This window comes from Atopobium sp. ICM42b (assembly GCA_000564995.1).
In the GTDB taxonomy this organism is placed as follows: Bacteria; Actinomycetota; Coriobacteriia; order Coriobacteriales; family Atopobiaceae; genus Lancefieldella.
The window spans coordinates 44,689-70,733 of sequence record JDFH01000014.1 but is presented as its reverse complement, the minus strand read 5'-3'; the positions used below and the strand labels follow the sequence as shown (position 1 = coordinate 70,733).

Sequence of the window (26,045 nt, the reverse complement as noted above, 5' to 3'; positions counted from 1 at the left end):
TTTTAAAATGACAAACGTTTGTTCTAGATTTTTCTTTACTTCTTCTCCATTCGTGATAGTCTAAGTATACGAACAGGCGTTCTATTTTCAAGTAGAAAGTTGCTGCCATGGATACTCTTGATAAACTCGCCATACTTGCAGATGCAGCCAAATTTGACGCGGCGTGCACTTCTTCTGGTGTAGACAGAGATCCGCAGGCAGGAAAGGTAGGAATGGCCTCAGCGGCCGGCTGTTGCCACTCATTTACCCCTGATGGTCGCTGTATTACGCTGCTAAAAGTTTTACTTTCTAATGCTTGTTGTTATGACTGTGCTTACTGCGTCAATAGATCTTCTGCACAAACCAAGCGGGCTACCTTTACACCACAGGAATTAGCAGAGCTTACCGTAGATTTCTATAAAAGAAATTACATAGAGGGGCTCTTTCTTTCCTCAGGTGTTATAGGATCGCCAGACCACACCACAGAACTCATGATTGAATGTCTCTCCTACCTTAGGAATGAGTTGCTCTTTAACGGCTATGTTCATGCAAAAGTAATTCCCGGAACAGATCCAGATCTTATTGATGCCATTGGCCGCTTAGCAGATAGACTCTCTGTCAATCTGGAATTACCTAGCTCAACCTCACTTACTAAACTTTGTCCTCACAAAAACGCAGAAACGGTTACTAAACCCATGTCTTTCATTCACCGCCTACGTGTCTCTGAAGAAAGGCAATTGCTTGAAGCTAAAAATGCATCAAAGGGCATTGTGAAGTCTGCTGGCAAATCTAAGGGCATTGTTATTCCTACTCAGAAGCAGATCATAAAAGAAGGTTTAGCTCTTCGTTCAAACTGCTTGAAGAATACCTTTATGCGCTCATCAAGGGTATCTTCAGGCAAGAGGTCCTTCTCGCCCGCTGGACAATCAACGCAAATTATCATTGGAGCTTCTCCAGAATCAGACAATCAAATATTGCACTTATCGCAAGCGCTTTATCAACAATTTGAATTGAAACGAGTATTCTTCTCTGCCTATATTCCTGTTATAGAAGACCATCGTCTTCCAGAGTTGGACACTCCTGTTCCCCTGCGTAGAGAACACCGTCTTTACCAGGCTGATTGGCTTATGCGCTACTATGCGTTTTCTCCTGATGAGCTAGTTTCTCCGGAAGCACCTTGGCTTGATTTAGAAATTGATCCAAAGCTTGGATGGGCGCTGGCACATCTTAATCAATTTCCTGTAGAGATTATGGATGCTCCACTAGAAATACTTTTACGAGTGCCCGGTATTGGCCCCACCGGCGCACGAAGAATTATTGCTGCAAGAAGACGGTCTCGCCTCACCTTTGATGATCTGAAACGGCTGGGAATACAGCTCAAACGATCTCATCACTTTCTCACCTGCTGTGGCGTAAGAGATGCCTCAGCTCCACTTGACCAAGAACTGATTAAACAGAGGGTAATTGCTGATGCCAAAGCAAGTTCGTACAACAAAACAAGACGCCGTATTGAGTCCTCTCAACTCAGGCTCTTCTGATCAGAGCGTAGAGCTTGTCTCACTTGTTCAGAGGCTTACAAGACTCTCCAAGCCTCAGAAGGTTGTTATCTCCTGCAATCCAAGCTTAGAAGGCGTTGTAGGGGCTGTAGGGCTCACTTATCTCTCACATGCTAACCCGGCACACGTGCGTCTTGTTAGAGAAAGCTTTTGTCAGCCTAGCCTTGGGGAGCATGTTCTCTGTGGACCAGACCCTTCTGATGACTCAGTAGTAGCCTTGGCTAAACGAGTTCTAACTGGACTAGAGAAGAAAGTAGGCACAAGAGAAATAACACGTCGCATTGTTTTGGCATGTGCTTCAGATGCTCATACTATGCCGGAGATTGTGCATCGATACATTCGTCTTGCATTCTCCTATGGTGTAGGAGCCCTTGAAGATATTGCAGACCCAACCGTGGCAGAGTTTAATGCGCTGGCTAGACAGGTAGAAACTGAACGAGAGCATACGCGGCAATTTGTGCGGTTTTCTCGTATGTCAGATGGCTCTTTTATGTCTGTATTTCAGCCTAATGCAAACGTAGTGCCACTAACCTGCAATTACTTTGTCAAACGGATGAGTACAGAGCGGTTTTTTATTGTTGATCCAGCTCATCATATAGTCAGTTTTTATGCACCAGAAATGAAGACCTTTGGAACCATTCAGCTGGACGATGCCTCTTTGGAAGAACTGCTCTCTAGAACAGACCTTGCAACTGATGAGAAATACGTGCAAGCCATGTGGAGGCGCTTCTATGAGGGAGTTGGTCTAGAGGGTCGCGGGCCTGCAGAAAGAGGATATGACTTGCGCGCCCATTGGATGCCAAAACGCGTATGGCAAGGGCTCCCTGAACTCACTGCAAGCACAAATGCAGAAGCTGCGCGTAGCCAAGGCGTACCTATTCGCTATCAGGGACGAGAAAACAGAAAGGATGTGCATCATATAGAACAAAAGCAAACATTCTGCAAAGAGCTTACTTCTGGGTTATAAAGCTGCCGCTTAAGACGACTGATAACAAATAAGCGCCCAGCAGAGCTGAGCGCTTATCAGTACAAAGGTAATGGCCTAAGACTTAGTCAAGGTCGTTGAAGTCACCAGCTGCAGGTGCAGGTGCAGAAATCTGAGTCTGCTGAGCTGCAGGCTGAGCAGCATTCTGGGAACCAGTTGGAGCATTGTTGGTAAGAACAGTCTCTGGGAAGACAGAGTCTGCGTCATCCAGGAAGTGCTGGAGGAGCTTACGGTACTCAGCGCGGAAGTCCTCACGGGACTGCTTGAGGCGATCAATCTCATCAAGCTCAGTCTGCTTCTCTGCAAGAGCCTGACGGATAACCTCACGAGCCTTCTGGTCTGCCTCGTTGCGAATGCGCTCTGCATTTGCACGAGCGTCTGCAACAAGCTTATCTGCGCTCTGCTGAGCAACAATGAGGACCTGAGAAATCTGGTGCTCAGATGCAGCAATAGCTGCAGCGTTTGTCTCCTCAACAGAAGGAACGCTTGCGTTCTCCTCAAGGTTTGCAACCTGAGCCTGTGCTGCAGCGAGCTGCTGCTCAGTGCTGGTCAGACGGCCCTTAAGGTCAGCGATCTTTTGAAGCATTGCATCAACCTCAGAAGAGAGCTGCTCAAGAAATGCGTCAACTTCCTCTGGATTGTAGCCGGTCTCAGCAGGAGAGAATGTCTGCTGCTCGATGTCTGCTGGTGTGATTGCCATCTTTGTTCCCTTTCAGTCTGCGAGTAGACGTACCACACATCATAACTACTCAGTTTGTAATCAAAGACAAACTAGTTTCTATATTAGTATAAGGCCCAGCGTCGAAATGGCAAAACGTCCCACAAGATTAAGCACAAAAAGTGCAACAATCGGTGAGAGATCAACGCCAGAAATTGGAGGAATTACGTTCCTAAACACACTGAGATATGGCTCAACAATTTTGCCAATTGCCTCAAGAATGTTCTTAACCGAATCATTTGAAACGGTAATCCAAGAGGACAGGCACCATACCACAATGCAGAAGCTGTAAATCCTCAACAAAGTATAGAGCGAGTTCAAGACATAATACGAAAACACAAAAACCTCCAGTTACCTGGTAATCTCGCCCTCATCAGCAAGCTTATCCAGATCAGACTGAGATAAAGAAATGCCATGAGGAAGTACAGCAAAAACGCGGTCAGCAACTTCTTCAACAGCGCCGTCAAGTCCATAAGAAAGACCAAAACTGAAGTCCAAAATTCTTTTAGCAACCTCAATGTTGGTGTTCTTAAAGATAAGGACAACTGGCTGACCAGTACGAACACGACGAACTACCGACTGAACATCGTCATAAGAAACAGGACGAAGAACGTATGGTGGCAGCTGTCCGGAATAGCTTGTACGGCTCACAGGACGAAGACCAATATCACCAGGAGTTGGCAGATTTGGACTCACAGTATGCTCGTAAGAAGGAGTGTATCCAGAAGGCTCCTGACGAGATGCATACGCAGAAGCACGGGAGCGCATATCCTGCTGAGGATTGTAAGAAGCGGCTGGATTGGTGCTGATTGGCTTGCCAGAGCGCGTATACACAGAAACACTCTCTGCCTCTGGTCTGGATGGATTACCCAGCAGTCTATTGGAAGAGCCTTGCTGTGCACGATCATCGTACGAACGTGGAGAAGCTTCGTCTACCTCGTCATAGCCTTCGTCGCCATAATACTCATCGTCGTAGTACTCATCGTCCTGACCACCACGAAGTTTTGCTCTTAGCGTATCAAGAATGCTCATCATTGTGCCTTTCTGTAACGCACGTAACTTCTTACTACTGTATCAAAAACTTGCAACTATTTTAGTGCCCACTCAACGTATAGGCTGGGTCAAACAATACTCGACCCAGGCGAATAGTCGTAGAACCCTCTTCAATGGCATACGTAAAGTCATCACTCATGCCACAAGAAAGAACATCTAACTTCAAACCAACTTGTTGGCTCAAGCGATCACGCAATTCTCGAAGTCCTGAGAATGTTCTCTTGGCGCGCTCTGGATCATCTTTTGGTGCCATAGTCATCAGACCCACAACAGAAATGTGCGGAAGCTCAACAATCTTTTGAATAGACTCAGACACTTCTTCTGGCGAGAAACCCGATTTTGAGGCTTCAGCGGAGACGTTTACCTCAAGTAGAACAGACTCCTCAGTACCCTTTACCTCAGCACGCTTTGAAACCGCCTCTGCAAGATGCTCAGAAGAAATTGAATGAATGTAGCGAACCTTGCCAACTACCTGGTTAATCTTGTTCTTCTGAAGATTACCAATCATGTCGAACGTTATTTCAGACGCAAAAGGAGTTTCAGATAAACTTGTCAGTTTGTGTGTCAGCTCTTGTGGGCGATTCTCGCCAAAAACCCTATAGCCTGCCTTGTAAGCCGCAAGAACAGCTTCAACAGGTACTGTTTTAGAGACGGCCACAATTTCAATCTCAGAGGCGCTTCTGCCGGACTTTTCTGCAGCATCCGCTACAAGCGACTCAATCTGAGCTCTACGAGCCTTTATAAACTCAAGATATTCGTCTGAATCGTACGTCATAGCCATCATCTCTTGCGGTGAATACATCAATATCTTACGTAACGATAAACACTTCTCTATAAACCTAAACGCTTCTCTGTAGTGCTAAACGCCCTCTCCGATAGCGCTAAACGTCTTCTACCCTACTTTGCAGCCATGTAAGCAACAGCTGCATGCCTTCCGCACTTACCATGCTCTGCACGGTACGAGAAGAATCTCTCAGTTGTAGAGGCCGTCGAGTCAGTAACCTCTTCAATAGCAGACTCTCGTACACCAGCATCTACCAGTGCAGCTCTGACAGCATATCCAAGATCTAAGTACCTCTCGCCAGATGCGCGGTCTACAACGCCTGAACCGAACTCTTTTGAGAACATCTGAATAAGCTCAGGAGAAACCTCGTAATCAGCACTGCCAATATGCGGGCCAATATAGGCTTTGACCTCGGAGGGTGTGGAGCCAGTTGCCTGGCAAAGCGCCTCTGTTGCTCGTGCAGAAATGCGAGCAATTGTGCCTTTCCAGCCAGAATGCGCTACCGCAAATCCACCGGGAGCCACAAGAATTACCGGCACACAATCAGCAAAAGCCAACATCACAGGCGTATTTTGAACGGTACACACGATAGCGTCCGCACCAGCCTCTGCCTCAGTTTGAGCCTGCTCAAAAGCCTCAGGTGTATCAGAAGTCAGGCAAACTACCTTGCTTCCATGCACCTGATGAGGAATAAGGAGTCGCGAGAAGTGCTCGCCTGCTCCAAGAGCCTCTAAGACTAGCTGGCGATTCTTTTGCACCTGTTGCAGATTGTCTCCGCACCTGCTGCCCAGATTGAGGGATGCAAACTCCCCTTCTGAAAAACCGCCAGTACGCTCAGTAAATGCGAGCGTGACCCCGCATGGAACCTCAGGATCCATGAGCAGGGTCACGCCGTGTAAGCACTGTCTATTCAGCGCGCACATGTTTAGATGCGGCTACGTTTAAGGAAGTCTGGAATATCAAACTCTTTCTCATTAGAAGAGTTGTTGGTGCGAGCAGGCTGTGGCTGAGCAGCTACAGGACGAGTTGGCTGTGGCTGAGCAGGACGGCTTGGACGGCTTGCGCTCTGGGTGTTCAGGGTTGGAAGCTGCTGCTGAACGTTAGAGTCATTGAAGCCGGTTGCGATAACGGTTACGCGAACCTGATCGCCCAGGGACTCATCAACAACAGTACCAAAGATGATGTTTGCGTCAGGATCAACGTTCTTAGCAACCAGGTCAGCTGCCTCATTAATCTCCTGAATACCAAGGTCTTTATTACCAGCAATAGAGAGAAGAACGCGGGTTGCACCCTCGATGGAGCTCTCAAGCAGGCGGCTAGAAATTGCCTCGGTTGCAGCATCAGCAGCGCGGTTATCACCAGCAGCAATACCAATGCCCATCATTGCGCTACCTGCGCCCTTCATGATGGTGCAGACATCTGCAAAGTCGAGGTTGATCAGGCCAGGAACAGTGATGAGGTCGGTAATACCCTGGGTGCCCTGGCATAGAACGTCGTCAGCCATGCGGAATGCCTCAAGCATGGTGGTCTTCTTCTCAGAAAGATCAAGCAGACGATCGTTTGGAATAACAATGAGCGTATCAACATTCTCGGAAAGAGTCTTGATACCGTCAGCTGCAGAACCATAACGACGACGGCCCTCGAAGGAGAATGGCTTAGTAACAACGCCAACGGTCAGTGCGCCAACGTCATTCTTTGCAATATCAGCAACAACTGGAGCAGCGCCGGTACCAGTACCGCCACCCTCGCCAGCAGTGATGAAGACCATATCAGCGCCAGCAAGTGCAGCCTTGATCTCGTCGCGGCTATCCTCTGCTGCCTCTTTACCAACCTCAGGGTTAGCGCCAGCACCAAGACCCTTGGTAATGTCAGTACCGATGTGAACCTTAATGTCAGCATCGGAGATTGCAAGAGCCTGTGCATCGGTGTTTACAGCAACAAACTCAACGCCACGGATGCCTTCTTCAATCATGCGGTTGACAGCGTTAGTTCCGCCGCCACCAACGCCAACAACCTTGATAACAGCAAGATAGTTGTTAAGGGTATCGGTGTCCTTAATCATGTCTTCCTCCTTGAGGCACGCTTGTGCCCGTTTGTCCCGGAGCGCGACTGCGCTTAGGCTACGTTTATGCGCTCGCAGAACCGCTGTATAAAACCCTAAACCTCAAGTTAAGGCTTACGCTTCATGCAAAGCGGGGTATATTTGCACAACTCACCCATGCAAGTCAAATAATATGTAGAAATTGTGAAGAAACCTGGTAAACGGTAGGAAAAAATAGCCTAACGGCGCGTGGTAGTACCGCGTTTCCCTACGAAACACCAGAGCCAGACTGAACATTTCCGGTAGAAACTCGCCTATAGGTTGGGCTTGCAGGTGTTCTTACGTTCAAGTACGTAAGCTCTCCTGGGAACTGCTTAAGCATTGCCAGAATCACTTTTTCTTTGTCTGCAATCTGTGTTGGAGAACCAAGGGCAACTTGTACGCCATTAGTGAGGGTGACAGAAATTGCATCAACGCTACTAGCCGAGTAGCTCACAATCTGTGAGGTAAGCTCTGACGAGAACGTAGACTGATACTGCATAACCGCTTGAATTTCTGCGTCTGTTGCCGTGGTACCTGCTACCGGAGAAACCGTTGCAGGAACATCGGTAATAAGCAGCTCGCCCTCTGAGGTTGCCTTCTCAAGCGCAACAGTAGCGGTAGTTTTTCCTTCTGGAACGTTGAGCTGATCTGCCTCAAGCCAGACGTTATTCTCGCCCAAATACCATGCAACAGGGCCAGAAGAAAGCGCCACTATGGCTGTGACCTTACGTTCTGTGATGGTGATGCGCAGCGTATTAGGGAACTGTCTCTCGTACGTTGCGGACGCCACCCAAGGATCTTTCTGGAGTTCTTCAGTGATAAGGGACTCGTCCATATTGAGCAGCGTTGTTCCCTCTTCTACTGCAATGAGCTTTTGGATTTGCTCGTTAGTAACGTGCTCCGTTGGCTCAACCTGAATGTTGGTAATGGCAAAGACTGAGGAAGAGCGTAGGACGAGAAAAGCGATGCCAGCAAGAATAGCCAGACTCATCAAAACAATGAGAACTGTTCTAACTGTCTTAAACGATACTTTTCTGCTGTGTTTAATACGCTCGGCACGAGCCTGAGCAGCAGTTTTTGTAGCGTTATTTGGCTTTTTGGCAGAAATCTTTTTAGCAGAAGGTTTGGCATCAGAAGCTGTAGCCTCAACCTTTAGCTTAGGCTTAAAGGCCTTACTCATAAAAGAAGGCTTAGTAGCCCCTGCCGTCTGAGCAGCACCAGACGATAAAGGTTCCCTTTTTGTGCCCTTACGGCGCGTTGTTTGCTTTGAAGTATCTTCTGCCATATCTTCCCTATGCCCCAAAACCCAGAAGTTTAACCTCTGGCTGAAGATCAATGTCAAACTTTTCTTGGACCGCATCGTGTGCTCTGCGCATAAGTGCAATGACATCTGAGGCGGTGGCGTTACCGGTATTCACAATAAAGTTGGCATGAACATCAGAAATCTGTGCGCCGCCTTCAGTAACTCCCTTAAGACCACATTCTTCAATAAGTGCACCAGCAGACCTACTGCCTGGGTTCTTAAAAACAGAACCGCAGCAAAGCTGACCAGTTGGCTGAGTATTTCTTCTACGCTGCAAGAGTGTATCCATGCCAAGAGCAACTTTAGGACGATTAGATGCTGTCAGCGCAAACGTTGCCTCAAGAATGATCTCATCTGGTGCAAACGTAGTGTAGCGATAACCCCATTCAATCTCGGAGGCATCGTAGCGTACAAGACCCTTGCCAGGCTTAAGTACCACGCAATCACGGACGGCTTTACCAATCCAATCATGCCTGGTACCTGCGTTCATCGAAAGAGCGCCGCCGATAGTTCCGGGGATACCAGCACACATCTCAAGACCAGAAAGACCTGCTTTCATGGCCTCATTGCAAACGCGCGCCATAAGCGCACCGGCACCTGCAGTAATGAGGTTATTTTCGCCAACTGAAATGGTAGAAAGCTCATCGTCGAGCACAATAACGCAGCCGTTGTAGCCCTTATCAGAGACAAGGATGTTTGAACCCTTGCCCAAAAGCACCCAATCAACTCGATTAGCTGCAAGCACCTCAAGCACACGCACCAGCGCCACGTGGCTGTGAACAGCAGCAAAAAGCGACGCCTTACCACCAATCCTAAAGGAGGTATGGTGGCTCAGCGGCTCATCTTGCTTGATTGTTGCATCAAGGGCCCCAGAAAGGCTTACATAGGCGTTAAACAAGCTCACGACAGAGGTCCTAGTGGTTCTGAAGACGCTCTTTGAGTGCGCGGATAAACATTGGTCCAATCTGAGTGACGTCACCTGCGCCTTGAGTAATCAACAGATCTCCTGGTTTAACCGTATCAAGAAGGTCTGCGATAAGATCGCGGCGAGAAGGAATGTAGCGCACGTCAGAAACAGTATGAGCAGCCTCAACCCTTGAAGAGACAGTCTTGCCCGAGACACCTGGAATAGGCAGCTCACCTGCTGAGAAGACATCCATGACGCGCAAAACGTCAATGCCGTCAAACGCATGGGCAAACGAATCCGCCAAATCCTGCGTTCTGCTGTAGCGGTGTGGCTGGAAAACAACAACAACACGCTTAAAGCCAAGAGGAAGAGCTGCAGACATGGTTGCTGCAATCTCGGTTGGATGATGGCCGTAATCGTCTACGACGGTAATACCGTTGATGTCGCCTACGTGTGTAAAGCGACGGCGTGCGCCCTTGAACTGGGAAAGCGCTGCTGCGGCCTGGTCAAGATCAAAGCCAAGAGCATCAGCAACAGCAATTGCAGCGGTTGCGTTTGCAACATTGTGCTTACCAGGATTAGCTGGAAGTACCACAGAGATAGTCTGACCAGAAGGAGTCTTGATGGTAAGAGGATTCTCAATACCAGCTTTTCTCTCCTCCTGTGTGCAAACAAAATCGCAGCTTGAATCAAAGCCGTAGGTTACTACGTGCCTACCAGTTGACTGAGCAAGTTCAACGTAATGAGGATTATCGCCGTTGATAACAACAGTTTCTTCCTTATCAAGCAAGCTCATAAACTCACAGAAGGTCTTCTCGATATTCTCTAGAGAGCCGTAGTGGTCAAGGTGATCTGCCTCAATATTGGTGACAACAACCACGTTAGGGTTAAGGAACATAAACGAACCGTCAGACTCGTCCGCTTCGCAGACAAAATACTGGCCATTACCGTTTTTACCGTTGGTGTCGTAGCCCTCAACAACGCCACCTATCAAAAATGATGGATCAGCGCCAAGCTTGTCCAGCATGGTAGCAACCATAGAAGATGTGGTGGTCTTGCCGTGAGTGCCCGCAACAGCAATGGTCTTGCGGCCGCGCGACAAATACGAGAGCATCTTAGCGCGAGGCCAAATAGGAATGGAAAGCTCACGTGCGCGAATGACCTCTGGGTTTGTCTCTGGGATTGCGGTAGAGGTAACAATGACATCAGGCATCACAGCGTCAATAGTGGCTGCGGTGTGGCCGATGCTTACCTGAATACCTGCATCTTCAAGCTCTCTAACATAATGCGAGCTCTTTAGATCGGAGCCGGTAACGGTGCAGCCGCGCTCGTGCAGAACAAGCGCAATTCCGCTCATACCTGCGCCACCAATTCCAATAAAATGTGCACGCGAGATGGTCTTCTCGCCCATGGAATCTGCCATAAGAGAGCCTTTCCAAGTATTGTTATCGTTTGAGTCTTGGACATTCCAAGACATGTTTACTCTAACGCAAAACCGAATGTTTTATGCGCCACAAACGGCACTTTCCACAGCGTCAGCCACAAGAGATGCGGCACTGCGCTGGTCAAGTGTAGCGGCTGCCTCGGAAAGCTTTTTGCGCTGGTCCGCGTTATCTACCAGCTCAAACAGAGCTGTCGAGAAGGTCGTGGTGCCCACCTGGTTATCTGGCACCAGAATAGCTGCTCCCGCGTCCGACAACAGGTGTGCGTTAGTAGTCTGATGATCTGCTGTTGCCAGAGGGTACGGCACCAAAATGCTGGGGAGCTCAAGCGCTGCAATCTCGGCTACAGAAGATGCTCCGGATCGAGAAACCACCAGGTCAGCCGCAGCAAGGGTGGCACCCATGTTGGAAATGTAGGGCTTAACCTCCCAGCGAGCAGCCTCCTCGTCAGAAAGCTTCATAAGCGAGACAACCTCGTCGTAGAGCTTCTGACCTGTTGACTGGATGATGCGCAGGTTAGGACGGGCAAGAAGCTCCTGCTTAAGCGCAGCAAACGTCTCGTTGATACTACGAGCGCCCAAACTACCGCCAAAGATGAGCAGCAATGTCTGGTTGTCTGCAATACCCAACTCCTGCCTCGAGGCGGCTCTGTCAGCAGAAAGAACACTCTTACGTACAGGATTACCGGTAACCACAATGGTGTCTTGAGCCTTTACGTGACCCTCAAAAGCCTTACGAGCCTCTGGGAACGCAATGCACACCTTAGATGCTTTACCAGCAGATACACGGTTAGCAAGACCGGTTACTGAGTTCTGTTCGTGAATCAAATAGGGGATGTGTAGCTTTGCACAAAGCTGAAGCAAAGGCAGCTCTACGTAGGCACCAAAGCCAATAGCAACATCGGGGGCACCATGCTCTTTAAAGCGCTTGTGCAGCTGCATCTTTGCGCGCTCAAGATTGTATGCCGCACTTATGAGCGTCCAAGGACGTCTGCGATCAAAGCCATTTACATGGATAGATACCAGCTCAAATCCTGCCTCAGGTACCAGCGTACCTTCAAGCTTGTTGGGCTGACCGTAAAACGTAACCTGGTGGCCGCGCTCACGAAGCTCCTCAGCTAGAGCCAGAGCTGGGTTAATGTGACCAGCGGTTCCACCTGCAGCAATTGCAACAGAGAGTTTCTTCTGTTCTGCCATGCAATCCATCTCCTAGAAATCAGCTATCGGCGAGCCCTGTTGTTTCCACGAAGCCTGTCCGATGCAGAAGGTCCCAAATCAATCCTGCGCCTTCCGGAGGCATCTGTCGTAATACGGCCTTGAGGAGCGTCGTCATCTCTTGAGCGCAAAACGCCTCGTGATGGACGCGCGGAGCTTTGTGCACTGCTCTTAGGGCGAGAAGAACGTGGGAGTGGCATGCCTACTCCTACTCCACCATCAACCATGGTAAGACCAGCAAAACCTGGAGCATCAAAGGTATCCTGCTCTTCAGCTATGCTCCAAGAAGCACGCTGCCTATCGTACTCGGTTTCTGGAAGCCTTGACTGCCTTGAAACAGACATCAAAAGACCAACCATCAAGATACTAGACATGATGGTTGAACCGCCGTATGAGATAAACGGCAGAGGCTTACCAGAAAGAGGCAAAAGGCCCAAAACACCACCGATGTTAACAAAGGCCTGGATGATAAACATAGAGGTACAACCTGCAGCAATAAGCCTACCGGTCAAATCTGGTGCATAGCGAGCAATCTTAAAGCCTGCCCACACCAGTGCGCCAAATACAGCCAAAAGGCCCAAAACGCCAATAAAGCCCAGCTCTTCTCCAATGACCGCAAAAATAAAGTCATTGTGAGCCATAGGAAGATAGGAATATTTCTGGCGAGAAAAACCAAAGCCAACACCAAAAATACCGCCAGAGCCAAAGGCATAAAAGCCCTGTGCAAGCTGATAACCTGCACCGTAATAATCAGCCCAAGGGTTGAACATAGTCACAACGCGAGCACGAGAATAATCATCTTTAAGAGATAAGAAGGCAAAGCCAATAAAGCCAGCAACAGCAATAGTTGCCAGAACCCTTCGGTCAACATCGGCGAGGTAGCCAATGACCAAAAGTGTTCCCACAATAATCAGTGTGGAGCCCTTGTCTGGCTGGGCCAAAATAAGAAGCAGTGGCGCAAGCGCAGCAATAGCAAACTTTTTAAAGAACTCCATCTGATCTATGGTCTGATCAATAAAGTACTGCTGAGCCAAATACGAGACAGAAATTAAGATGGTAATCTTTGCAAACTCAGACGGCTGGAAAGAAAACGGTCCAACTGAAATCCAACGGGTTGCACCATATGCATCAGCGCCAGCAATAGGAGTAAAAATAATTGCTAGCATTCCAATGGTCACAATCCAGATAGGTACCTGGAAGTTTCTTACTACTGCACGGTAGTCAATGCGAGAAACAATAAACGCTAACGCAACTCCTGCCGCAGCAAAGCCAAGCTGACGCTGCACGTAGTAGAAGGGGTTATAGCCCATGTCCTCAGAAGTCATTGCAGAAATCGAGGATGCAGAATAAATCATAACCAGGCCAAAGCACACCAGAATAGCCGTTGACACCAGAAGCACCAGACGAGGCTGCATAAAACGCTCTGGAATAGCACTAAAGCGTCCTTTAGCCTGCGAGCCCTCGGAAGATTTCTGGCGAGAAGTACGTGGTTGCTGCGCGCGCTCCCCTGTTCTATTTCTGCTGGTAGCCATTATCGACCGCTCTCTTTTTGAGCAAGATCTGCCACCAGCTGTTTAAAGACACGACCACGCTGAGCCATGCCTGTGAACTCGTCAAACGAGGAACATGCTGGTGAGAGAAGCACTACAGAACCTGGACGAGCAAGCTCTACCGCACGGTCAAAAGCTTCATGCATATGAGGCTCTTCTACCACTTCTGCACGCCCACCAGAAACGCGGCGAAGCGCCTCTGCAAAGCGAGGACCTGCCTCTCCAAAGCAGATTGCGTATGCACAGGTAGCGGATACCTTCTGAGCAAACTCATCAAGCTCTGTGCCCTTATCGTGACCACCAAGTAGCAAAATAACGTCTTTACCTGGGAACGAAGTTAATGATTTTTCAACTGAATCAGTGTTTGTTGCTTTGGAATCGTTAACGTACAAAACACCATTAACCGTATCAACTGGCTCAATTCTATGCTCAAGCGGCATAAAGTCCAACAGGGCATGCCTAATAGAAACAATATCAAGTCCCAGGAATAAGCCACATGCAGCTGCAGCAAGAGCGTTGAGTGCATTGTGCGCTCCCCTAATGTGAAGTGCATCAGCTGCTATAAGCTCCATCTCTTTACCAGATAGCCTGACTACCAGCGCTCCATTGCGTACAAAGGCGGCGTTTTGCGTACCGGGATCTGTCTGAGCAAGATGGCATACGGTAATGCCGCGAGCCTCAAGGCGAGAAGACACGTTTTGACAAAACTCATCCAAGTCAGAGACAATTGCCAGGTCATTTGCATCAAGGTTGGCAAAAATCTTCTCTTTAGCTGCTGCATACGCCTCGAGTGAACCATGCCACTCAAGGTGATCCGGCGTAATGTTTAAAAGCATCGCAACGTGAGGATGCAATTTTTGAGTAGTAGCAAGCTGGAAGCTTGAAAGCTCTGCTACAAACCAGCTCTTAGGCTTTCTCTCTGCAAGTTGGTCAGTAATAGTAAGACCAATATTGCCAACAGCGCTTGCATCAAGACCTGCATACTGCAAAATAGACGTGGTCAAGCTTGTGGTAGTAGTTTTACCGTTTGTGCCGGTAATACCAATCCACTGTGAAGGGCTCTCTTGATAGGCAAACTCTGGCTCGCCCATAATTTGCTGAGAAGCTGCCTTTGCACTGACGAACAGCTCAGAAGTATCTGGAATACCAGGAGATGCAATAGTCAGGTCAAAGGTACCCTTAACCTGATCGGAGCCGCATTGTACCTGTACGCCTGAGTCTGCAAGCTCTTGGATCTTCTCGCCAACAGTAGCATCTGCGCCGCCCACAAGAGTTACGGAAGACACACGACCCTCTGGCTGCTGCAGCAAATACGTGCAGACAGAGACGCCGGTCTTACCGAAACCAAGAACACAAACATTTCCAAGTGTTTCTAGAAGCGACACGCAATCGATCCTTTCTCAGAGCAATATCTTTAGTGAAGCTGGAAGTACAGAGCAAAGCCCAGAGCGGCAAATGCTCCGGAAATGATCCAGAATCTAAAGACTACTTTTGTCTCGTTCCAGCCAAGTTTCTCAAAGTGATGATGCAGTGGAGCCATCAAGAATACGCGCTTTTTAGTTGCCTTGTAGCTGACAACCTGAATGATAACGGACAGTGCCTCGATGATAAAAAGACCGCCCATGACCAGGGAAATTACCTCTGTTTTGGTAAGGACAGCTAGAGCTGCAAAGGCAGCGCCCCAGGCAAGAGAGCCGGTGTCTCCCATAAAAATGCTTGCAGGATAGCTGTTAAACCACAAAAAACCAATACAAGCGCCTGCGATAGATGCGGCAAAAACAGCAAGGCTACTCTCGCCATAGCGGAAAGCTACCGCAGCCATAAAAATCATGACGACCATAACGCAGCCACCAGCCAGGCCATCAAGGCCGTCGGTCAGATTAACAGCGTTAGAGAGGCCAGCCATGAGCAAAAAGACAAAGAAGAGATACAGCCAAGGGATAGAAATGACGTTTCCACCTAAATTGACGGTAGTAGTAAGGATACCCAGATTGATATCAAGGCCACCAGGGAACGCAATAATGGGCGTAATGCCCCAAATGTTAACTGCTGCCAGGCAAAATACAACAGAAATGGTAATAAGTCCAGCCATCTTCTGAGATGCGGTAAGGCCAAGGCTTCTACCATGAGCAACAGACTCGATATCATCCAGAAGACCAAGCGAGCCTGTGAGCAGCATAGCTGCCATAGCAAGAATGAGGTCGGTGTTCCACTGAGCAAGTGCAATACAGGTCAGCACAATGCTTACCAGCATAACGACGCCGCCCATAGTAGGAGTACCCTGCTTGACCAGGTGCTGCTGAGGGCCGTCAGCACGAACCTGCTGACCCACTCCCTCTTTCTTCATCAGTTTGATGAAGAGCGGCATTAAGACCAACGTGATGATGCAGGAGACACCAAGCGCAACAAACACCTGGTATGTTGGGTAAATAGTCTGGTAAAACATTACTCAGTAACTCCTTTTACAAAAATATCAAGCTGGGCAGACCTTGATGCTTTGGCGAGAAGAACGTCTCCTTGCGCAAGTACTGGTCCGAGCACGGTAAGTGCTTCGTTGACATCACTGAACTGTTCAATTTTATCTTCCGAGAAACCCATAACGCGCGCAGCTTCAACCATTTCGCGCGCGGCTCCCGTGCCTACAAAGGCAACAAGGTCTGGGTTTTTAGCAGCAATATAGGCACCCACATAACCGTGGAGGCGCTTCTCCTCTGGTCCAAGCTCGCCAATCTCTCCGATAAGAGCAATGCGGCGGCCTTCCGCTGGCATCTGCATCAAAACATCAAGGGCAGCAGCTGTTGAGTTAGGACTTGCGTTGTAAGAATCGTCAATAATCTTGGCACCGCAGGTTGCGTCAAGTACCGAAAGACGCATACGAGTGGCAGGCATCTGCTCAATGGCCTCTGCAGCAGCGTCAAGATCAAGACCAAGCGTCTCTATAGCCTCAAGTGCCAAAAGAAGGTCGTCGACAACAACGCGCCCAGGTACCTCAAGAGTTACCGTGCGTGACCAGCCGGATGCAGCAACAATAGTGGCAGTTGGAAGGCCCTCCTCGTCAAGAGTGACCTGCTGTGCGCTCATGAGGTCAGCTCCTGTGGCGCCCACTGTCTTGCAAACAACGCGAGCAGGGCGAGCAAACTCATCTGCAATGAACTTGGTGTAGTCCCCTGCCGAAGCCTGAATAAGCGTAGGTTCAATTGAGCCAAATGCGCGCATGCCCGAGACAATCTCTGCCTTGGCGCGCGCAATGTTTTCTCTGCTGCCGAGAAGACCAATGTGGCTGGTGCCAACGTTGGTAATGACGGCTACCGTTGGACGAGCAACCGAGGTGAGCCTGGTAATCTCGCCAGCGTGATTCATGCCCAGCTCAAGCACAAGCACCTCGGTATCCTCTGGAGTAGAAAGTACCGTAAGTGGCAGACCAATAAGGTTGTTGTGATTGCCAGCGGTTGCGTGTACACGACGAGTGGCGGCAATGCCGCGACGAAGCATTTCTTTGGTGGTAGTTTTACCAACCGATCCAGTTACGCCCACAACCAGCCAGTTTGGATGGGCTTCTCGCCAAGCAGCGGCAAGTGCTAGCAGAAACGCCTCACAGTCATCGTCAGCGGCTTCAAGAACGCTGACTCCTGTGGCGGCCAGGTTGTCGAGCAGATTGTCTGCTACAGGCTCAGATGCCACTACAACAGCAGCGCCAGCCTGGGCAGCAGATAAGAGATAGGAGTTTCCATTGACCTTCTCGCCAGCGAAGGCCACGAAGAGCGAGCCTTCCTGGACCTCGCGAGAGTCGATGACGGCCGCGCCCGCAACCTCGCGGGTTCCGCGGTGGAGCAGTCGTGCATTTGTAGCTGCGACTATCTGTTCAACCGAAAGCTTAACCATGAGCTCTCCTAGTTATTGATTGGTTGAATATTAAGGCGTGTAGCTGCGTCTTTTGCAAATTGCGAGAAGACCACAGCGGCAGATTGCGATGCAAGTTGGTGAGTATCGTTAAGTCCAACGTAAACCATCAAATCAGATTCTGAAGGATTTACAATACCGCAGAAAGAGGCAACAAAACCGGAATTCTCGCCGTACGAGCCGGTTTCTTCCACAACCTGCTGGCCGGTACCTGTTTTACCAGCAACAGTGTAGCCATAGATACCTGCGCGAACACCGGTGCCTTCTTTGACAACAGTAGTCATCATGTCAAGCTCGGCTGAAGCTGTGGAAGCAGAAATAACGTCTTTAGTAGGCCAGGTAACCTCTTGGCCGCCCTTTGAAACCATAAAGTGCGGAGTCACCATAGTTCCCTTATTGGCAACAGCGGTGTACGCTCGAATAACCTGGATAAATGGAATTGCAAGGCCCTGACCAAACGCCATGTTTCCGCCAGTTGGACCCTCGTATTCGTCCAGAGAGCGAACAATTCCTGTAGCCTCACCTGGGAAGTCAATGCCTGTGGCGTGTCCAATGCCGAACTTGTCAATTCCTGCCGCAAAGCGTTCATCACCTATGAGCTGTGTCTCGAGGAAGGCCATACCAACGTTAGAGGAACGCCTGAGCATCTCTCTTACGCTCATGTCCATGGCGCTGGTACGCCAATCGTCGTCGGTAACCTTGTTATCGCCAACTTTGAGCTCGGTTGGGATATTGAAGGTTGAATTTGGACCAAAGAGGTTGTCATCTATACCAATTGAGGTAGTAATTACCTTAAATACGGAGCCTGGCTCATAGATACTTGAGACAAGCTTGAGGTTGAGAGATTCGTAGTCAACGCCGTTATCGCTCTTAAAATCTGGCAGAGGGTATGAAGCTGCGGCATAAATCTCTCCGGTACGAGGATTCATAGCCATGATTGAGCCACCCTGCTGGGCCTCAATGTCTTTTACTGCAGCAGTCAGCTGCTCTTCTGCCTTCTTCTGCAGCTCAATATCAATGGAAAGAACAATATCCTGGCCGTTTTGTGCCTCAGTGATGTTTGAAGTACCGCCCGCAATTGGCGTACCACCAGCACCGGTCTCAACAATCATGTGGCCGTTAGTGCCCGCAAGGATATCGTTGTAGTAATACTCCAGGCCAGAAGCGCCCTCATTATCAGCGTTTACAAAGCCTAGAATCTGAACGCCAACGTTGCCGTATGGATAAACACGCTTGGTGTTATTAACAAAATAGACGCCCTTGAGGTTTTTCTCGTCAAGTGCTTTTTCAATCTTAGAAGCAGTATCAGTGTCAACACGACGACGCACGTAGACAAAGGTGGTGTCTTGCTGCAGGTCTCCAAGGTAGTCTGAAGGGCTTCCGCCTAAGAGCGAGGCAAAAACCTGAGCTACGGAGCTTGCGTCTTTAATCTCTGAAGGATTGGCATAGATGTCTTTGCAGTCAACGCTCATGGCTAAGACATTGCCGTTGCGGTCGTAAATGGTACCGCGACGAGCGTGCAAGACAATATCGTTGGTGCGGTTATTCTCGGCGCCCTTTGCAAGATCTGCTGCCGTAAAGATTTGCAGCCAAGCAAGCCTAAGAACAACAATTGCCACCATAATGGCCATAGCAGCTGCTACGCGACGGAGTCTACCTTCAGGGCCAACACCATCCGAGCCACCGCTGCTACCACGATGACCACGAAAATGCACACGAGAGGCCTCGTCGTACGAGGCCTCAGGAGTTTTTCTGCGCGATGCGCGAGTATGTCGATTCTGCGTACTCACAACGTATATTTTACGCCTAAGCGTTGTTGCTTACATCTACAACAGGACGATTTGTCTCAAGAGTCATACCATAATTCTGAGTAGCAATGCGCTCAATGCGCGTAGTGCTTGCAAGCAGAGAGCGAGAAACGCGCAGGGAATCGTTAGTTGCAGTTGTTGCGCGCATTTCATTTCTGATGACGTTATTAGCCTGAAGAGTAGAAACCGTAGCGGTAGAGATGCCAATACGGACAACACCAAGTGTCAGGAAGAGTGCTGCAGCAACAGCAATAAGCTTGACACGCTGGATGAACTGGCTGCTTACGCCACGACGAGCATCAGCATCAAGGCCACCACCAGGGACAACCTCAAAAGATGTGCGAGTGCTCTGTTCAGGAGCGTACTCATGCTCAAACTGAATTGCGCGTGCTACAGCTTCTGATCCGTAACGTGCCATTAAACTTCAATCCCTTCAAAAACTTCTTAACAACAAGCAACAAGTGCTATGGGGTACTTCATTTCTCTGGGTCGCGTTTAACCGCTACCCTCATCAGGGCGCTTCTCGCCCTTGGGTTGCGCTCTATCTCTTCTGGAGTGGCCACAAGAGGTTTGCGCGTAATCACGTCAACTATCGGCACTTGACCGCACATACAAACCGGAAGGTCTGGCGGGCAGATACAACCTTGACTGAGCTCGGAGAACACGTGCTTGACAATGCGATCTTCAAGCGAGTGGTACGAGATAACGCAAATCCTGCCTCCTGGATTAGCCCAGGCAATTGCAGAGCGTAGTCCGCGCTCCAAAACCTCAAGCTCGTGGTTTACTTCAATACGAAGTGCTTGGAACGTCTTTCTGGCGGGATGTCCGCCGTGACGACGCGCTGCTGCAGGAATTGCCGCCTTGATTACCTCAACAAGCTCAAGCGTCGTTTGGATGGGACGCTTTTCTCGCGTTTGTACAATGCGTCGTGCAATGCGTGAGGCAAATTTCTCGTCTCCGTAAATTCGAAGGATTCGGGCGAGGTCGGCTTCGTTGTAGGTGTTGATGACCTCTTGTGCAGTTGGAGTTTGTTTGCCCGGGTCCATTCGCATATCCAACGGGGCATCTTCGTGGTACGAAAAGCCTCGCTCTGGGATATCAAGCTGAGGAGAAGAAACACCAATGTCAAAGAGGAAACAGTCAACTCCGGGGACTTCTGCGGAGACGAGAAGTTCATCGAGGTCGCCAAAGTTTCCCTTAAGCGGTAAAAACTCCGCGTTTGGTACTTCTTGCTTCAGGCGAGCAGCTGCTGCTTGATGAGCCATTGCGTCCTGGTCAATTCCAATGGAAAGACCGTCTGGAGCAATCAGCTTTGCCATCTCTACGGTGTGGCCCGCTCCTCCCAAGGTGCAGTCGCAAACAACTTCACCTGGCTTGGGGTCCAGCTCGCGCAGCACTTCTGCAAGCATTACTGGTTGGTGCCGATATTCGACTTTCAAGTTACCGTCTTCTACCTTCACGATCTTCTCGCCTCACTAGGCGCCAAAGATGAGGTCCTCGAGCGTTGCAACGCGGTCATCTGCCGAGAAGAGGCTGTTCCACTTGTTGGTGTTCCAAATCTCAAAGTGGTCGCCGTTACCGACAATGGTGACGTCGCGGTCAAGCTGGAGCTTCTCCCTAGCCTGTGGATCGGACTCGTCAATCTTTCCCAGAGCAACGCGGCCGGCCGAGTCAATGTCGACGGTTGTTGCTGCTGCGTTCAGCATACGAAGTGCTGTGACGTCGTCGCGGTTCCTTGGGTTGAGGTTCAGACTTGCAATCCAAGCCTCGTACGCCTCAGGTGAGTAGCCGTAAAGCGCGTCCTGTCGACGGAGCAAGATGACAACATCTCCAAGCTGCTTGCGCTGAGGTGCAGGAAGAGTCACGCGAATCTTGGAGTCCAGCGAACGCTGATACTGACCAGTAAGCATGTCTCCCCCTTTCACGTTGGCGCCCCTTGCCGCGCGGGCTGTGTTTGTGTTGTGTGTGCGCGGCAACGCTTGGGCATAGTCCGTCGATTGAACGTGAAATAAATATAACTCATTCCGACACTTACACACACTAGAAAACACTTTCCAACACCAAGTATTTTTCTTATGGTCTAGCTGGGGTTTAACAAAGATGAGAATTGATAGAGCAAGACCACAATATGTAGTGTTTAAAAAAATCCGAACTACAAAAGAACGGATTTTCTTAGCCTTAAGCTCGATTTATTAAATTTTTTATGTCGTAATAATTTTTGAGGAAATTGTGGTGAACTCGTGGCGAAAATCACACGTTGCTCTGACAAAGCCTTTGCTCTGCTTTTACGCAGTCACCACTTTGCCCCACACCTATCCCACACTTGCTCCGCGATTGCGTCAAGCGCAAGTCAAGCGCGATTGAAGCGCGGGTCAAACGCGAGCCAAGCTAGCATCAAGCTCGTCTATTTGTCCGTACGAACATGAGCTCTTGGGTGAGCCTCAAGATATACATCTCTAATGTGAGACCTATCTACGTGCGTATAGAGCTGTGTAGTTGAAATATCAACATGTCCCAAAAGCTCCTGCACCGAGCGAAGATCAGCGCCGCCTTCTAGAAGATGTGTGGCAAAACTGTGGCGCAGCGTGTGAGGGTGCAAACCCTCAATTCCCACTACCCTGCCGTAATTTGCCACTAATTTATGCACCGACTGGCGAGAAATGCGTCCACCTCTGGCATTTACAAACACCTCAGACACCTGACCGTGCTTAAGCAAAAGCGAGCGAGCCTCATAAAGGTATGTTTTAAGCGCGCGATGCGCAGAGCCTAATACAGGAACTACACGTTCTTTAGAGCCCTTACCAAAAACGCGTAAGAGCTCATCTTCTAGAAGGACACCTCGAACCTCAAGATCGCAAAGCTCAGACACACGAAGCCCACACCCATACAGCAACTCAAGTATGGCTCTATCGCGAATGCCTAGAGGCGAATTAGAGAACGGCTGATCAAGCAGCTCTTCTGCCTTCTCTTGAGAAATAACATCAGGAAGCCTTTGAATTCTTGCTGCGGTAGGTAAATCTTCTGCTGGAGATGACTCACAAATTTGCTCAACAGCCATAAACTTGTGAAAGTTTCTAAGTGCCGCAGTGTGGCGCTCAACCGAAGCTGGAGCCATACCTAAATCTCTAAGAGAGCCTATGTACTCTTCAACATCGGAGCGAGTCACCTGGTTGGGCAAAGTAATCTTTTTGCCATTCAGCCAAAGCAAATAACCCTCTAAATCTCTGGTATAGGCATCAAGCGTATTTACAGAAAGACCTCGCTCAACAGCAACGTACGCTAAAAATTCTGTACGCGCCTGAGCGAGGTCCATAAGTATTCTTCCTTAGTAAAAATTCTGCTTAGAGAGACTGGTTTACATCATGACGGTCAACACCCTCATGATGAGCGATTGCTGCACGTGCAAACTCACGGAACAAAGGTGCAGGATGAGTTGGACGGCTCTTGAACTCTGGGTGTGCCTGACTTGCAACAAACCAAGGGTGAACAGACTCTGGAAGCTCAATCATCTCTACAAGGCGGTCATCTGGAGAAACACCAGAAACTACCAAACCGGCCTCAACAAGCTGATTACGGAATACGTTGCTTACCTCATAGCGGTGACGATGACGCTCGTAAACCAAATTGTTGCCATATGCCTCGTGTGCAAGAGTTCCCTCAACAACCTTGCAAGGATAAGAACCAAGGCGCATAGTGCCGCCCTTGTCAGTAATATCCTCCTGATCAGGCATAAGATCAATGACAGGGTATGGAGTATCTGGACCAAACTCTGCTGAATTTGCACCCTCCATGCCGCAGACGTCACGAGCAAACTCAGTAACAGCCATCTGCATACCAAGGCAAACACCAAGGTAAGGAATCTTGAGCTCACGAGCACGACGAATAGCAACCATCTTACCCTCTACGCCGCGAAGACCAAAGCCGCCAGGAACCAAAATGCCATCTGCACCAGCAAGCTCCTGCTCTACGTCTTCTTCTGTCAGCTCTTCACCGTTTACCAGGCGGATATCAACGTGCCTGCCATAGAAAATACCAGAGTGGTGAAGTGCCTCAATAACAGAAAGGTAGGCATCAGGAAGCTGCGTATACTTGCCGACAACATAAATTCTTGTTGCGTCTTCAAGAGCATTTGCCTTATGCATAGCAGTAGTAAATGCTTCCCAGCTGCCAAGATCACTTGGACGAACTTCAAGACCAAGACGCTCAAGTACCTTCTTGTCAAATCCCTGTGCTGCCAGATGTGCTGGAACATCGTAAATTGAAGGCAAATCGTTATTTTCAAAAACGCAATCCGCATCGACGTCGCAGAAATTAGCGATTTTCTCGCGAATAGATTCATCCACAGAATGGCTAGAACGGCAGACGATAAAGTCTGGCTGAATACCAAGGGAACGAAGCTCTTTTACGGAGTGCTGCGTAGGCTTAGTCTTGACCTCATGAGCAGCAGCAATATAAGGAACAAGACTTACGTGAATAATAGCAACGTTGCTTGCGCCACGCTCTTTTCTAAACTGGCGAATTGCCTCAACAAAAGGCTGAGACTCAATATCGCCAATGGTGCCACCAAGCTCTGTGATGACTACATCTGCGTTAGTAACCTCCTCAATGCGGGCAAAACGAGCTTTAATTGCATCGGTTACATGAGGAATAACCTGGACTGTACCACCAAGGAAGTCTCCAGCACGCTCGCGCTGAATCAAAGACTGGTAAATAAGACCAGTGGTGAAGTTGGACTCCCTGGTAAGATTCTCGTCAATAAAGCGCTCATAATGACCAAGGTCAAGGTCAGTCTCTTTACCGTCCTCAGTGACAAAAACCTCACCATGCTGGAAAGGACTCATAGTACCTGGGTCAACATTGAGATATGGGTCAGCTTTTTGCATCATGACCTTATAGCCACGAGCCTTAAGAAGTCGGCCGAGAGATGCAGCAGTGATTCCTTTTCCAAGAGAGGAAACAACGCCACCTGTTACAAATATGTGCTTGGTCATGGATTACTCCCGTAGGTAAGATTAGCCAATTACATTTCTACGGGTCTTTATATTATTCCGCTTTAAGGCCCATAGTGTCGAGAAATTTAATCTCCAAACAAATACATTGTTATGTCCATGTAGTTCTGAAAAATCTAGCGGACTTCCGACAGCAGCTCATGCGCGTGAGCCAAAGAAGCCTCAGTTATAGAGCCTGAAAGCATGCGTGCAATCTCTTCTTCTCTTTGAGTACCAGAAACCTCTGTAAGAGAAGTTACAGGGAGCGCATTATGTTCTTCTGTCTTTGAGACTACATACTGTTTAGAGGCCATAACAGCAACCTGTGGCAGGTGAGTTACCACAATCACCTGATGTGTTTTAGCGAGCTGCGCTAAAACCTCTGCAAGAGCAACGGCAGTAGCTCCACCAACACCAGCGTCAACCTCATCAAATACAAGCGTATCGCAAACGTCAGACTCTCCTAGAACCACTTTGCATGCAAGCATGACGCGAGAAACCTCACCACCAGAGGCAATTTTTCTAAGCGGACGAGCAGTCATCTGAGCTGAAGGCTTGTACATAAGCTCAATCTTTGTAGAACCAACTTTATTCCACTGCTCAAAAGGAAGATCTTCAAAGTTCAATTCAATCTGAGCTGAACCCATCTGCAGATGACTCATTTGCTTAGTAACAGCATCACAAAGTTTTGGAGCTGCAGCAACACGAACCTTTTTAAGTGCCTGAGCCTTTACGGTAAGAGTTTCTTTTGCTTTATCTACTTCTGCCTGTGCCTCACGGACAAGCTTTTCTGTGTCTCTTGTAACCTCAAGAAGGTTTTGAGCTGCCTGGTATTTCTTAAATACATCTTTCATGCCAGGACCGTACGTTCTCATAAGACCCTGAAGACGAGCCATACGACTTTGCATCTCTTCAAGTGCTTCTTCATCAAAATCGAGAGATCCAACATAGCTTCTGAGCTCTGAAGAAACATCCTCAATCTCTATAAGTGCGCTTGAAAGAGACTCTGCATAATTACCTAGCGTAGCATCAAACGTTGCAGCACTCTGAAGCATCTGAACTGCATCAGAGAGAGAATCAATAACGCCCTCATCACCTGAGAGTAACTCGTGTGTTCCTCCTGCAGCTTGAAGGAGAGCTTCTGCGTGTTCAAACCGAGGAAGTTGCTCTTCTAGATCTTCTAGCTCTCCTTCTTTAGGAGAGACCTCATCAATTCTTTGAACAAGAAATGCCGCTTCATCAATCTTTGCATTGCTAGACTGGCTTACTTCAATAACTCGTTGAAGTTCAGCGACTGCAGCATGGTAAGCATGAAGAGCGTCTACATACTCTGTCTGACAAGATTGAATATCTGATCCAATCCATGCGTCCAACATGCTGACATGGTTCTTTACGTCAAGCAGCCTTTGATGCTCATGCTGACCACACAGATCAATTGATGTTCCAATACCTCCGGCCAGTTCTTTAACTGATGCCATGTGGCCATCAATCTCTACTCTGCCTCTGCCATCAGCAGAGACTTTTCTAGAGACTACAATTCCCTCTTGATCTTCTGGCGAGGTAAAAAAGCGTGCCTCAACCCTAAGAGCGTCTGTTCCTTCTCTTACTGCAGAAGCATCCGCACGCTCTCCTACTAAGAGCTTAATGGAAGATAAAAGAGCGGTTTTACCAGCACCTGTCTCTCCTGTTAAAACAGTTAAACCTGAGGCGGGTGCAAGAGAAGCGTCTTCAATAAGTGCAACATTTTGCACGCGAAGTTCATCAAGCATATATGA

23 protein-coding genes are annotated in these 26,045 nt (G+C 48.9%); 2 read left to right on the top strand and 21 right to left on the bottom strand.

The features are described from left to right. The first annotated feature begins 107 nt into the window (after positions 1-107). Positions 108-1,517 carry a putative DNA modification/repair radical SAM protein gene (locus HMPREF1493_RS04190; protein ID WP_035428064.1) on the top strand — a complete coding sequence of 470 codons (1,410 nt, stop codon included), beginning with the start codon at positions 108-110 and terminating at the stop codon, positions 1,515-1,517. Beyond that, positions 1,489-2,502 carry a TIGR03915 family putative DNA repair protein gene (locus tag HMPREF1493_RS04185; RefSeq protein ID WP_035428062.1) on the top strand — a complete coding sequence of 338 codons (1,014 nt, stop codon included), beginning with the start codon at positions 1,489-1,491 and terminating at the stop codon, positions 2,500-2,502. Before HMPREF1493_RS04190 ends, HMPREF1493_RS04185 begins: the two co-directional genes overlap by 29 nt. A gap of 82 nt (positions 2,503-2,584) precedes the next feature. Here HMPREF1493_RS04185 and HMPREF1493_RS04180 read toward each other — a convergent pair whose 3' ends face one another. From HMPREF1493_RS04180 to HMPREF1493_RS04080, 21 genes are all read right to left on the bottom strand, one after another. Then, positions 2,585-3,220 (bottom strand): DivIVA domain-containing protein, encoded by a 636-nt coding sequence (locus tag HMPREF1493_RS04180; protein WP_035428061.1) that lies wholly within the window; start codon positions 3,218-3,220, stop codon positions 2,585-2,587. 78 nt (positions 3,221-3,298) lie between these two features. Continuing rightward, complete coding sequence (locus tag HMPREF1493_RS04175; RefSeq protein WP_035428060.1) at positions 3,299-3,577, bottom strand: YggT family protein; 279 nt, start codon at positions 3,575-3,577, stop codon at positions 3,299-3,301. Between the two features lie 12 nt (positions 3,578-3,589). Then, positions 3,590-4,270: a cell division protein SepF gene (locus tag HMPREF1493_RS04170; protein ID WP_035428059.1), complete on the bottom strand. Its 681-nt coding sequence runs from the start codon at positions 4,268-4,270 to the stop codon at positions 3,590-3,592. 61 nt (positions 4,271-4,331) lie between these two features. Next, on the bottom strand, positions 4,332-5,066 hold the full coding sequence (locus HMPREF1493_RS04165) for a YggS family pyridoxal phosphate-dependent enzyme (protein WP_035428140.1): 735 nt from the start codon (positions 5,064-5,066) through the stop codon (positions 4,332-4,334). Positions 5,067-5,188: 122 nt separating this feature from the next. Beyond that, positions 5,189-5,953: a purine nucleoside phosphorylase YfiH/LACC1 family protein gene (locus tag HMPREF1493_RS04160; protein WP_084058326.1), complete on the bottom strand. Its 765-nt coding sequence runs from the start codon at positions 5,951-5,953 to the stop codon at positions 5,189-5,191. A 47-nt stretch (positions 5,954-6,000) separates the two neighbouring features. Further along, positions 6,001-7,137, bottom strand: a complete 1,137-nt coding sequence (gene ftsZ, locus HMPREF1493_RS04155) for a cell division protein FtsZ (protein ID WP_198013755.1) — start codon at positions 7,135-7,137, stop codon at positions 6,001-6,003. 247 nt (positions 7,138-7,384) lie between these two features. Beyond that, on the bottom strand, positions 7,385-8,443 hold the full coding sequence (locus HMPREF1493_RS04150) for a cell division protein FtsQ/DivIB (RefSeq protein WP_035428056.1): 1,059 nt from the start codon (positions 8,441-8,443) through the stop codon (positions 7,385-7,387). Positions 8,444-8,450: 7 nt separating this feature from the next. Beyond that, positions 8,451-9,365, bottom strand: coding sequence for a UDP-N-acetylmuramate dehydrogenase (gene murB / locus HMPREF1493_RS04145; protein WP_035428054.1), 915 nt, complete (start codon positions 9,363-9,365; stop codon positions 8,451-8,453). A 10-nt stretch (positions 9,366-9,375) separates the two neighbouring features. Next, complete coding sequence (gene murC / locus HMPREF1493_RS04140) at positions 9,376-10,791, bottom strand: UDP-N-acetylmuramate--L-alanine ligase (RefSeq protein WP_051485269.1); 1,416 nt, start codon at positions 10,789-10,791, stop codon at positions 9,376-9,378. A gap of 81 nt (positions 10,792-10,872) precedes the next feature. After that, complete coding sequence (murG, locus tag HMPREF1493_RS04135; RefSeq protein WP_035428052.1) at positions 10,873-12,006, bottom strand: undecaprenyldiphospho-muramoylpentapeptide beta-N-acetylglucosaminyltransferase; 1,134 nt, start codon at positions 12,004-12,006, stop codon at positions 10,873-10,875. Between the two features lie 23 nt (positions 12,007-12,029). Then, a complete protein-coding gene (gene ftsW / locus HMPREF1493_RS04130) occupies positions 12,030-13,556 on the bottom strand; it encodes a putative lipid II flippase FtsW (RefSeq protein ID WP_035428050.1) in 1,527 nt (508 codons plus the stop codon). After that, complete coding sequence (gene murD / locus HMPREF1493_RS04125) at positions 13,556-14,959, bottom strand: UDP-N-acetylmuramoyl-L-alanine--D-glutamate ligase (protein WP_035428049.1); 1,404 nt, start codon at positions 14,957-14,959, stop codon at positions 13,556-13,558. The genes ftsW and murD overlap by 1 nt, the downstream gene beginning before the upstream one ends. Positions 14,960-14,988: 29 nt before the next feature. Further along, positions 14,989-16,020, bottom strand: coding sequence for a phospho-N-acetylmuramoyl-pentapeptide-transferase (gene mraY, locus HMPREF1493_RS04120; protein ID WP_035428048.1), 1,032 nt, complete (start codon positions 16,018-16,020; stop codon positions 14,989-14,991). Further along, entirely contained in the window at positions 16,020-17,456 is a 1,437-nt protein-coding gene (locus HMPREF1493_RS04115) for a UDP-N-acetylmuramoyl-tripeptide--D-alanyl-D-alanine ligase (RefSeq protein ID WP_035428047.1), read from the bottom strand. Before HMPREF1493_RS04115 ends, mraY begins: the two co-directional genes overlap by 1 nt. Before the next feature lie 8 nt (positions 17,457-17,464). Further along, positions 17,465-19,264 (bottom strand): peptidoglycan D,D-transpeptidase FtsI family protein, encoded by a 1,800-nt coding sequence (locus HMPREF1493_RS04110; protein WP_232215504.1) that lies wholly within the window; start codon positions 19,262-19,264, stop codon positions 17,465-17,467. A gap of 16 nt (positions 19,265-19,280) precedes the next feature. After that, positions 19,281-19,700 carry an FtsB/FtsL family cell division protein gene (locus HMPREF1493_RS04105; RefSeq protein WP_035428045.1) on the bottom strand — a complete coding sequence of 140 codons (420 nt, stop codon included), beginning with the start codon at positions 19,698-19,700 and terminating at the stop codon, positions 19,281-19,283. Between the two features lie 58 nt (positions 19,701-19,758). Beyond that, a complete protein-coding gene (gene rsmH, locus HMPREF1493_RS04100; protein ID WP_084058324.1) occupies positions 19,759-20,742 on the bottom strand; it encodes a 16S rRNA (cytosine(1402)-N(4))-methyltransferase RsmH in 984 nt (327 codons plus the stop codon). Between the two features lie 15 nt (positions 20,743-20,757). Then, positions 20,758-21,192, bottom strand: a complete 435-nt coding sequence (locus HMPREF1493_RS04095) for a division/cell wall cluster transcriptional repressor MraZ (RefSeq protein ID WP_012808566.1) — start codon at positions 21,190-21,192, stop codon at positions 20,758-20,760. Between the two features lie 494 nt (positions 21,193-21,686). After that, positions 21,687-22,595, bottom strand: a complete 909-nt coding sequence (gene xerD, locus HMPREF1493_RS04090) for a site-specific tyrosine recombinase XerD (RefSeq protein ID WP_035428042.1) — start codon at positions 22,593-22,595, stop codon at positions 21,687-21,689. A gap of 28 nt (positions 22,596-22,623) precedes the next feature. Continuing rightward, entirely contained in the window at positions 22,624-24,273 is a 1,650-nt protein-coding gene (pyrG, locus tag HMPREF1493_RS04085; protein ID WP_035428039.1) for a CTP synthase, read from the bottom strand. Between the two features lie 134 nt (positions 24,274-24,407). Next, positions 24,408-26,039, bottom strand: coding sequence for a DNA repair protein RecN (locus HMPREF1493_RS04080; protein ID WP_035428037.1), 1,632 nt, complete (start codon positions 26,037-26,039; stop codon positions 24,408-24,410). Between the last annotated feature and the right edge of the window lie 6 nt (positions 26,040-26,045).

What these genes read in the sequence shown, in the direction of transcription:
- xerD (WP_035428042.1), bottom strand. Translation starts at nt 22,595, where the DNA reads ATGGACCTCGCTCAGGCGCGTACAGAATTTTTAGCGTACGTTGCTGTT.
- HMPREF1493_RS04095 (WP_012808566.1), bottom strand. Translation starts at nt 21,192, where the DNA reads ATGCTTACTGGTCAGTATCAGCGTTCGCTGGACTCCAAGATTCGCGTG.
- ftsW (WP_035428050.1), bottom strand. Translation starts at nt 13,556, where the DNA reads ATGGCTACCAGCAGAAATAGAACAGGGGAGCGCGCGCAGCAACCACGT.
- HMPREF1493_RS04190 (WP_035428064.1), top strand. Translation starts at nt 108, where the DNA reads ATGGATACTCTTGATAAACTCGCCATACTTGCAGATGCAGCCAAATTT.
- HMPREF1493_RS04165 (WP_035428140.1), bottom strand. Translation starts at nt 5,066, where the DNA reads ATGACGTACGATTCAGACGAATATCTTGAGTTTATAAAGGCTCGTAGA.
- HMPREF1493_RS04160 (WP_084058326.1), bottom strand. Translation starts at nt 5,953, where the DNA reads ATGGATCCTGAGGTTCCATGCGGGGTCACGCTCGCATTTACTGAGCGT.
- HMPREF1493_RS04180 (WP_035428061.1), bottom strand. Translation starts at nt 3,220, where the DNA reads ATGGCAATCACACCAGCAGACATCGAGCAGCAGACATTCTCTCCTGCT.
- murG (WP_035428052.1), bottom strand. Translation starts at nt 12,006, where the DNA reads ATGGCAGAACAGAAGAAACTCTCTGTTGCAATTGCTGCAGGTGGAACC.
- murC (WP_051485269.1), bottom strand. Translation starts at nt 10,791, where the DNA reads ATGGCAGATTCCATGGGCGAGAAGACCATCTCGCGTGCACATTTTATT.
- HMPREF1493_RS04080 (WP_035428037.1), bottom strand. Translation starts at nt 26,039, where the DNA reads ATGCTTGATGAACTTCGCGTGCAAAATGTTGCACTTATTGAAGACGCT.
- HMPREF1493_RS04170 (WP_035428059.1), bottom strand. Translation starts at nt 4,270, where the DNA reads ATGAGCATTCTTGATACGCTAAGAGCAAAACTTCGTGGTGGTCAGGAC.
- HMPREF1493_RS04115 (WP_035428047.1), bottom strand. Translation starts at nt 17,456, where the DNA reads ATGGTTAAGCTTTCGGTTGAACAGATAGTCGCAGCTACAAATGCACGA.
- ftsZ (WP_198013755.1), bottom strand. Translation starts at nt 7,137, where the DNA reads ATGATTAAGGACACCGATACCCTTAACAACTATCTTGCTGTTATCAAG.
- HMPREF1493_RS04105 (WP_035428045.1), bottom strand. Translation starts at nt 19,700, where the DNA reads ATGGCACGTTACGGATCAGAAGCTGTAGCACGCGCAATTCAGTTTGAG.
- mraY (WP_035428048.1), bottom strand. Translation starts at nt 16,020, where the DNA reads ATGTTTTACCAGACTATTTACCCAACATACCAGGTGTTTGTTGCGCTT.
- pyrG (WP_035428039.1), bottom strand. Translation starts at nt 24,273, where the DNA reads ATGACCAAGCACATATTTGTAACAGGTGGCGTTGTTTCCTCTCTTGGA.
- HMPREF1493_RS04150 (WP_035428056.1), bottom strand. Translation starts at nt 8,443, where the DNA reads ATGGCAGAAGATACTTCAAAGCAAACAACGCGCCGTAAGGGCACAAAA.